General features: G+C 71.8%; 2 protein-coding genes and 1 pseudogene. All 3 read right to left on the reverse strand.

Annotation, left to right across the window (positions count from 1 at the left end; translation table 11 throughout):
- Positions 1-5,010, reverse strand: a 5,010-nt coding sequence (locus QR77_RS23775; RefSeq protein WP_150130579.1) for a type I polyketide synthase, incomplete at its 3' end; no start/stop codon positions are given.
- A 65-nt stretch (positions 5,011-5,075) separates the two neighbouring features.
- Positions 5,076-7,802, reverse strand: coding sequence for a type I polyketide synthase (locus tag QR77_RS23780; RefSeq protein WP_347359823.1), 2,727 nt, complete (start codon positions 7,800-7,802; stop codon positions 5,076-5,078).
- Positions 7,797-8,767, reverse strand: a pseudogene (locus QR77_RS50030) (acyltransferase domain-containing protein); the annotation flags it as partial. The gene QR77_RS23780 and the pseudogene QR77_RS50030, both read right to left, overlap by 6 nt.

Consider the following 8,767-nt stretch of genomic DNA (forward strand, 5'->3'; position numbering starts at 1 on the left):
GCCGGGCCCGGCAGCCGCCCGCGCGGCCGGGCGGAGTGTGCGTACCAGCCCGCTGAGCAGGGGCGGCACCTCCCGTCCGGCGCGAGGGGCGGTGTCGAGACGCATCGGGAGCAGGGCCGCACGGTCGGCGCCGAGGCAGGCGTCGAACAGGGCCAGTCCCTCGTCGACGGAGAGCGGGGCGAAGCCGGCCCGCTCGATGCGGGCGAGATCGGCCTCGGCCAAGTGGCCGGTGACACCGCTGCGTTCGGCCCACAGCCCCCAGGCGAGCGACAGCGCCGGCTGCCCGGCAGCGCGCCGGTGGGCGGCCAGGCCGTCCAGGAAGGCGTTGGCCGCGGCGTACGCGCCCTGTCCGGCGCCGCCGAACACACCGGCGGCGGAGGAGAACAGGACGAACTGCGCCAGGTCCAGCCCCCGCGTCAGTTCGTGGAGGTGGAGCGCGGCGTCCGCCTTGGGGCGCAGCACCGCGTCGGCCTGCTCCGGGGTGAGGGACTCCACCAGCCCGTCGGCCACGATCCCCGCCGCGTGCACCACGCCGGTCAGCGGGTGCTCGGCGGGGATCCCGGCCAGGACGTCGGCGAGCGCTGCCCGGTCGGCGACGTCGCAGGCGACGACCGACACCGTGGCGCCCAGCTCGCCGAGTTCGGCCGCCAGTGCGTCGGCGCCCTCGGCCGCCGGGCCCCGGCGGCTGGTCAGCAGCAGATGCCGGACGCCGTGCGCCGCCACCAGGTGCCGGGCGACAGCCGCGCCGAGGGTGCCCGTACCGCCGGTGACCAGGACGGTTCCGCCCGGCGGGAAGGCCGTTTCGACGGTGTTCGCCTCGTCGGCGCTCGCTTCGACGGCGCTCGCCTCGGTCCGCGCCGACCGCGCCAGCCGGGCCACCGACCACGCTCCGTCGCGTACGAGGAACTGCGGCTCGGCGCCGAGCACAGCGGCCGTGAGCGAATCGCCCGGACGGTCGGTGTCGACCAGGACGAACCGCCCCGGGTGCTCGGTCTGTGCCGAGCGCACCAGGCCGTGCAGCGCCGCGCCGGACGGGCCGGTGACCTGCTCGCCGGTCGCGCCGCTGGTGACAACGGCCAGACGGGTGGCGGCGAAGCGCGCGTCGGCCAGCCACGCCTGGAGCAGCTCCAGCGTGCGGTGGACCGCCTCGTGCAGGTCGCCGAGCGCCGGCTGCTCGCGTACGACCACCACGTCCGGCACGGCCGCCCCGGCGTCGACGGCGTCCGCCAGGGCCGCCAGCGAGGGGTAGCGGTCGTCCTCGGCGGATCCGACGCCGACCTGACTGCCCGGCGCCAACGGCTCCGCCGTGTCGGTCGGCACCCAGTCGAGCCGGTACAGCGCGTCCGCCGTGGCCGAGGCGCGCAGCGCCCCGTCCCTCACCGGCCGCAGCACCAGCGACTCCACGGACGCCACGGGAAGCCCCGTCGGATCGGCCACCGCCAGCGACATCGCGTCCGCGCCACTGGGCGCGAGCCGTACCCGCAGGGCGTGCGCGCCGGTCGCGAAGAGCCGCACACCCGACCAGTGGAACGGCAGGCGCGGCCCGTCGGACTCGGCAGGACCGGCAGGACCGGCAGGACCGGCAAGACTCCAGGCGTGCAGGGCGCTGTCGAGGAGCGCGGGGTGCAGGCCGTAACCGTCGACCGGCTCCTCTGGCAGCTCGACCTCGGCGAAGACCTCGGTCCCGCGCCGCCAGGCCGCGCGTACGCCCCTGAAGGCGGAGCCGTAGTCGAGTCCGGCGGCGGCGAGATCGTCGTACAGCGCCTCCACCGGGGCCGGACGGGCGCCCTTCGGGGGCCAGTCGGCCAGGTCGAAGCCGGGCTCTCCGGGGTCGGTGGCCAGGGTGCCGGCCGCGTGCCGGGTCCACGGCCGGTCTACGGCGTCGTCGGTCCTGGCGAAGACGGTCAGGCCGCGCCGGCCCGCCGCGTCGGCGGCGCCGACCGCCAACTGGATCTGGACGCCGCCCTGTTCGGGCAGGATCAGCGGGGACTCCAGGGTCAACTGCTCGATCAGCCGGCAGCCGGACAGCTCGGCCGCGTGGAGCGCCAGGTCGATGAAGGCGGTACCTGGCAGCAGCACCGTGCCCGCCACCGCGTGGTCCGCGAGCCACGGGTGGGTGCGCGACGACAGACGGCCGGTGAGCAGCAGTTCGTCGGCTCCGGCCACTGACACAGCGGCGCCCAGCAACCGGTGGTCGGCCGCGCCGAGGCCCAGGTCGGCCGGCCGGGCGGCCCCCGTGGCGTCGGGCGAACCGGCGAGCCAGTAGTGCGCGCGCTCGAAGGCGTACGTCGGCAGCTCGACGCGGCGCGGGCCGAGGTGGCCGAAGAACGCGTCGGCGTCGAACTCGACTCCCTGTACGTACAGATGGGCGAGGGCGGTCAGCAGGGTGGCGGGCTCCGGGCGTCCCTCGCGCAGAGTGGGCACCAGCACCGCTTCGCTGTCCTCGGCGAGGCACTCGCGTCCCATCAGGGACTGCATGGCGACCGGACCGAGTTCCAGGTAGGTGCTGACACCGTCGGCTTCCAGGGTGCGCATGCCGTCCAAGAAGCGGACGGCGCCCCGGACATGGCGGCCCCAGTAGTCCGGCGAGCACAGCTCGGCGGGATCCGCGAGCCGGCCGTCCAGGCAGTTGATCACCGGGATGCGCGGCTGCCGGAACTCCAGCGCCCGGACCGCCTCCACGAACGGGTCCACGACCGGGTCCATGCGGGCCGAGTGGAACGCCCTGCCGAAGGACATCCGGTGGGTCCGTCGACCGGCGGCCTGCCACTCGTCGCCGATCCGCGCGACGATTTCCTCGTCCCCCGAAATCACCACCTGGCGCGGGCCGTTGACCAGGGCGACGTCCACCGTGCCGGTACGGCCGTGCAGGGAGGCGCGGACCTCCTCCTCGGACGCCTCGACGGCGACCATCGTGCCGCCTCGCGGTGTCTGCTGGAGCAGCCGGCCGCGCGAGGTGACGAAGGCCGCCGCGTCCGCCAGGGTCAGCGCCCCGGTCACATGCAGTACGGCCGAGTCACCGTTGGAGCCGCCGAAGACCACGTCGGGGCGGATTCCCCAGTGCTCGATCAGCCGGTGGAGGGCGACCTCCAGCGCGAACACCGCCGGGTGGCCGTACTCCGGCTCGGCCAGCAACGCGGCCTCGGGGCTGCCTTCGGGTGCGAAGACGATGTCCTTCAGCGGCCGGTCGAGATGCCGGTCCAGCTCGCCGCAGACCTCGTCGAAGGCCGTCGCGAATACCGGAAAGGCGGCGTGCAACTCGCGCCCCATGCCCAGGCGTTGACTGCCCTGGAAGGTGAACAGGAAGGCCAGCTTCCCGTCACCGCGTACGCCGCGCACGACGTGCGAAGCGGGCTCCCCGGCGGCCAGCGCGGCGAGACCGGACAGCAACTCGGCGCGGTCACCGGCCACCACCACGGCGCGGTGCTCGAAGCCTGTGCGGCGACGCGGGAGTGAGTACGCCGCATCGACCAAATCGAGTTCGGGGCGCTCGGTGACGAAGGTGTGCAGGCGGTCCGCCTGCGCGCGCAGCGCAGCTTCCGTCTTCGCCGACAGCACCCAGGGCAGGAGCGTGTGTGGTGTGTGCGGTCCTTGCGGTCTGCGGGGGATGGCTCCCGGTTCTGGGGTGGAGACCTGTTCCAGGATGACGTGGGCGTTGGTGCCGCTGAGTCCGAAGGAGGAGACGGCAGCGCGGCGGGGCCGGTCCAGCTCGGGCCAGGCCCGCTGTTCGGTCAGCAACTCGACGGCGCCGGTGGACCAGTCCACATGCGAGGTCGGCGTATCCACATGCAGTGTCTTGGGCAGTACGCCGTGTCGCAGGGCCATCACTATTTTGATGACCCCGCCGACGCCCGCTGCTGCTTGCGCGTGCCCGATGTTGGACTTCAACGACCCCAGGAGCAGGGGCTGTTCGGCGGGCCGATCCTGACCGTAGGTCGCGAGGAGGGCCTGTGCTTCGATCGGGTCGCCCAGCCGGGTCCCCGTCCCGTGTGCCTCGACGGCGTCGACGTCTGTTGTGTTCAGCCGTGCGTCGGCCAGGGCCTGTCGGATCACTCGTTGCTGGGACGGCCCGTTGGGCGCGGTGAGTCCGTTGCTGGCGCCGTCCTGGTTGACCGCGCTGCCCCGTACCACCGCCAGCACCGGATGCCCCAGCCGCTCGGCCTCCGACAGACGCTCCACCACCAGAACGCCGATGCCCTCCGCGAAGCCGGTGCCGTCCGCCTCCTCGGCGAACGCCTTGCACCGGCCGTCCGGGGACAACCCGCGCTGTCGGCTGAAGTCCAGGAGCGCCGCCGGGGAGGACATCACCGTCACCCCGCCCGCCAGCGCCATCGAGCACTCACCGCGCCGCAACGCCTGCACCGCCAGGTGCAGGGTCACCAACGACGACGAACACGCCGTATCAACCGTGAGAGTGGGACCCTCCAGGCCGAAGGTGTACGCGATGCGTCCGGCCGCGATGCTGCCCGCGGTGCCGGTGCCGAGGTGGCCCTCCACCTCCTCGGGTACGCCGGACACGTGGAGGGCGTAGTCGTGGTACATCAGGCCCATGTAGACGCCGGTACGGCTGCCGCGCAGCGACGCCGGGTCGATGCCCGCCCGCTCGACGGCCTCCCACGAGGTCTCCAGCAGCAACCGCTGTTGCGGGTCCATCGCGAGCGCCTCACGCGGCGAGATCCCGAAGAACCCCGCGTCGAACTCGGCGGCGTCGGGCAGGAATCCACCCTTGTGCGCGTAGACCTTCCCGCGCGCTTCCGGATCCGGGTCGTAGAGGCCGTCCAGATCCCAGCCCCGGTCGGAGGGGAATCCGGAAATCGCGTCCGAGCCGGTGGCGACCAACTGCCACAGATCCTCGGGCGAACGCACCCCGCCGGGGAAGCGGCAGCTCATCCCCACGATGGCGATCGGCTCGTGCGCCTTCGTATCGACGTCGCTGAGCCGCTGGTTCGCCTGCCGGAGGTCGGCCGTCATCCGCTTCAGGTACTCGAGGAGTTTTTCCTGCTCTGCCATCGGCTTGCCCATCGCCTTTCCAAGATCACGTAGGAAGTGCCACCCATCGCCTCGAACCGTCCGCGTCACACGGAGCCGAATTCCTTGTCGATGAGGCCGAGCAGCTCGTCAGCCGTGGCCGCGGCGATTTCCTGGTCGATGTCCGCGCTGCCGTCGTCGGCTCCCGCGACTTTCGCCGCCAGTGCGCGCAGCCGGGACGACACCTGCTCCGGGTCCGAAAGCCGGGGCATGGAGGAGAGCAACGCCGCTTCCAGATGGTCGAGTTGCGCCAGTACGGCGACCGAGTCCGGATCCCTGCCGTCGTCGAAGAGTTGTTCGCCGAGGTGTGCCGCGAGGGCCACCGGAGTGGGGTGGTCGAACACCACGGTCGGCGGGAGCTTCGTACCGGTAGCGGCGGACAGTTGGTTGCGCAACTGCACAGCGGTGAGCGAGTCGAAGCCCAGCTCCTTGAAAGCGCGTTCCGCCGACACCGAGCCGGTGGTGGCATGACCCAGCACCGCGGCGACATGGGTGCGGACGAGGTCCAGCAGAGCCGCCTGGCGTTCCTCTTCGGGCAGCGCCAGCAGACGTTCCCGGATGGATACGTTCGTTGACCGCGCGGGCCCCGACCCGGCGCGGCCGGGACGCCGAGCCTCGTACGCCAGCACCGGCGGTACGTCGTGGCGCCGAAGTGCCGCGTGGTCGAGGCGGATCGGCACAAGCACCGGTTCGCCGGAGCGCCCGGCGGCGTCGAAGAGGGCCAGCGCTTCCGGGGACGACAGGCCGAGCAGACCCGAACGTTCCGCGCGTCCGCGTCCTACTTCCGAGAGGGACGCCGTCAGCTCGCTCCGTTCGCTCCACAGCCCCCATGGCAGGGACTGCCCCGGGAGCCCGTTGGCGGCCCGGTGCGCCGCGAGGGCGTCCAGGAACGCGTTGGCCGCCGCGTAGTTGCCCTGCCCGGGGCTGCCGAGTACACCGGCCGCCGAGGAGAAGAGGACGAAGGCGTTGAGGTGGTGGTCCTGGGTGAGGTGGTGGAGGTTGAGGGCCGCGTCGATCTTCGGGCGCAGGACGCGGTCCAGTTGGTCGGGTGTCAGCCCGGTGACCAGGGCGTCGTCCAGGACGCCCGCCGCGTGGATCACCGCGGTCAGGGGCTGGTCCTGTGGGATCCCCGCCAGTACGGCGGCCAGCGCCTCGCGGTCGGCCGTATCGCATGCCGCGACGGTCACCCGCGCGCCCAACGCCGCCAGCTCGGCGGCGAGTTCGTCTGCCCCGCGTGCCTGCTGGCCGCGTCGGCTGGTGAGCAGCAGATGGCGTACGCCGTGCTCGGTGACCAGGTGTCGTGCCAGCAGGGCGCCGATGGTGCCGGTGCCGCCGGTGATCAGGACGGTGCCTGTCTCTCCGGCGTAGCTCAAGGTCGTTTCGGGGGCGGGGGTGGGCGTGCTGTGGCCTACGAGGCGGGGAACGAGCACAGCACCGTCACGCACGGCCAGTTGTGGTTCTTGGCCTGTGGCAGCGAGGCTTGCGGCGAGCGCATTGTCGGCGCCGTCCACCAGCCAGAGTCGGTCCGGGTGTTCGCGCTGCGCGGACCGCACCAGGCCCCATACCGGGGCGTTCACGAGGTCGGCAACGTCGTCACCTGGTCGTACGGCCACTGCACCGTGGGTGACGAACACCAACCGTGACGAAGCCAAGCGCTGGTCGGACAGGAACTGCTGGAGCAGCGTCAGTGCGCGCCGCGTGGCCGTCCGTGCCTGGTCCGCGAGACGGTCCACCGATACCCCGTCGGCCGTGAAGGGCGCGACGAGGACCTCGGGGACGGAGTCTCCGAGGCCTGCCAGTTCGAGGTCCGGTCCCAGGACGACGCAGCGGTCGGCGACCGTCCGCACCGGCCCGGTCGGCATGGGCTGCCAGTCCAGCCGGTACAGGTCCTCCTGCCGACCGGCCCGCAACTGCTGCGCGCTGACCGGCCGCAGGGCCAGCGACTTCACCGATACGGCGGGCCGGCCCGTGGTGTCCACCGCCAACAGCGACACGCCCCCGTCGTCCGCGACGGTCAGTCGTACCCGCAGAGCAGTGGTACCGGGGGAGACCGGGGATACTCCGGTCCAGGAGAACGGCAGCCGGGGTTCTCCGATTCCGTTGGCGTCCGGGTCGATGAGTACGAGCGAGTGCAACGCGGCGTCCAGCAGGGCGGGGTGGATGGCGAATCCGTCACCGTCGCCCTGAGGCACTTCAACCTCGGCGAAGACCTCGCCGGTCCGGCGCCAGACGGCCCGGACCCCCTGGAACAAGGGCCCGTAGTCGTAACCGGCTGCGGCGAACTCCTCGTACAGCGCCGAGACGTCCACCTTCTCCGCCCTCGCCGGCGGCCAGGCGTCCACCGGCGCAGCCGGTTCGGCGTCCAGGGGCGGCGCCACGACTCCGCGCGCGTGGACGGTCCACTCCTGATCGGTGCGCGAGCGTACGACGACCGCCCGATGCCCGGACTCGTCCGCACCGGCCACGCTGACATGCAGCCGCACATCGTTCTCATCCAGCAGCAGTGGTGCCTCCAGCACCAGTTCCTCGACGGCGCCCGCACCGACCTCGGCACCGGCTCGCAGTGCCATCTCCAGGAAGGCGGTTCCGGGAAGGAGCGCCGTTCCGAATACGGCGTGCTCGGCGAGCCAGGGGTGGGAGCGCAAGGAGACCGAGCCCGTCAGCAGGATGCCGTCGGAGTCCGGTACGGGAACCATCGCGCCGAGCAGTCCGTGGCCGAGCCCGTCCAGGCCCAGGCCTGTCGCATCGGTCGCCCCGCCCGGTACCGGCTCCAGCCAGTACCGCTCCGACTGGAACGCATACGTCGGCAGGTCGACCCGACGGCCCGGGGTGCCCGGAAGAACGGTCCAGTCAACCGGAACGCCTGCCGCGAACGCCTCACCGAGCGAGAGCAGGACCCGTCGTTGCTCGTCTTCGTTGCGTCGGAGGGTGCCGAGTGCGACTGCGGAGGTGTCTGCTTCTTCGATGCTTTCTTCGACGGATCCGGTCAGTACGGGGTGGGCGCTGGTCTCGATGAATATGTCGAAGCCGTCTTCCAGCAGGGCCTGTGTTGCTGCGTGGAAGTCGACTGTCTGGCGCAGGTTGGTGTACCAGTACTGCGCGTCGAGTGCCGAGCCGGCGAGTACGGCACCGGTGACTGCTGAGTAGAAGGGGATGCGGCCGGTCCGAGGGCGCACCGGCTCCAGGAGTTCAAGCAGTTCCTGGTGGATTTCTTCGACGTGCGCGGAGTGTGAGGCGTAGTCGACCGGGATGCGTCGGGCCCGTACTCCTTGGGCTTCGCAGGAGGTGAGAAGTTCTTCGAGGGCTTGCGTGTCACCGGAGATGACTGTCGACAGTGGCCCGTTGATCGCTGCCACGGACAACTGCTCGCCCAGCAAGGGCCGAACGTCCTCGACCGCGAGCGCGACGGACACCATTCCGCCGCGTCCTGCCAGCACGCCCAGGGCTTTGCTGCGTAGTGCGACGACCCGGGCGGCGTCGTCCAACGACAGGGCCCCGGCGACGCATGCGGCGGCGATCTCGCCTTGCGAGTGCCCGACTACGGCGCCCGGTTCGACACCGTACGACTGCCAGAGTCCGGCGAGCGAGACCATGACTGCGAACAGGACGGGCTGGACGACATCGACCCGGTCGAACCCGGGCGCACCTTCCTCTCCGCGTACCACCGCTGAGAGTGACCAGTCCACGAACGGCGACAGTGCCTCTTCGCACGCCGTCATCTGCTCGCGGAATACCGGTG

This window comes from Streptomyces sp. 150FB (assembly GCF_000818195.1).
In the GTDB taxonomy this organism is placed as follows: domain Bacteria; phylum Actinomycetota; class Actinomycetes; order Streptomycetales; family Streptomycetaceae; genus Streptomyces.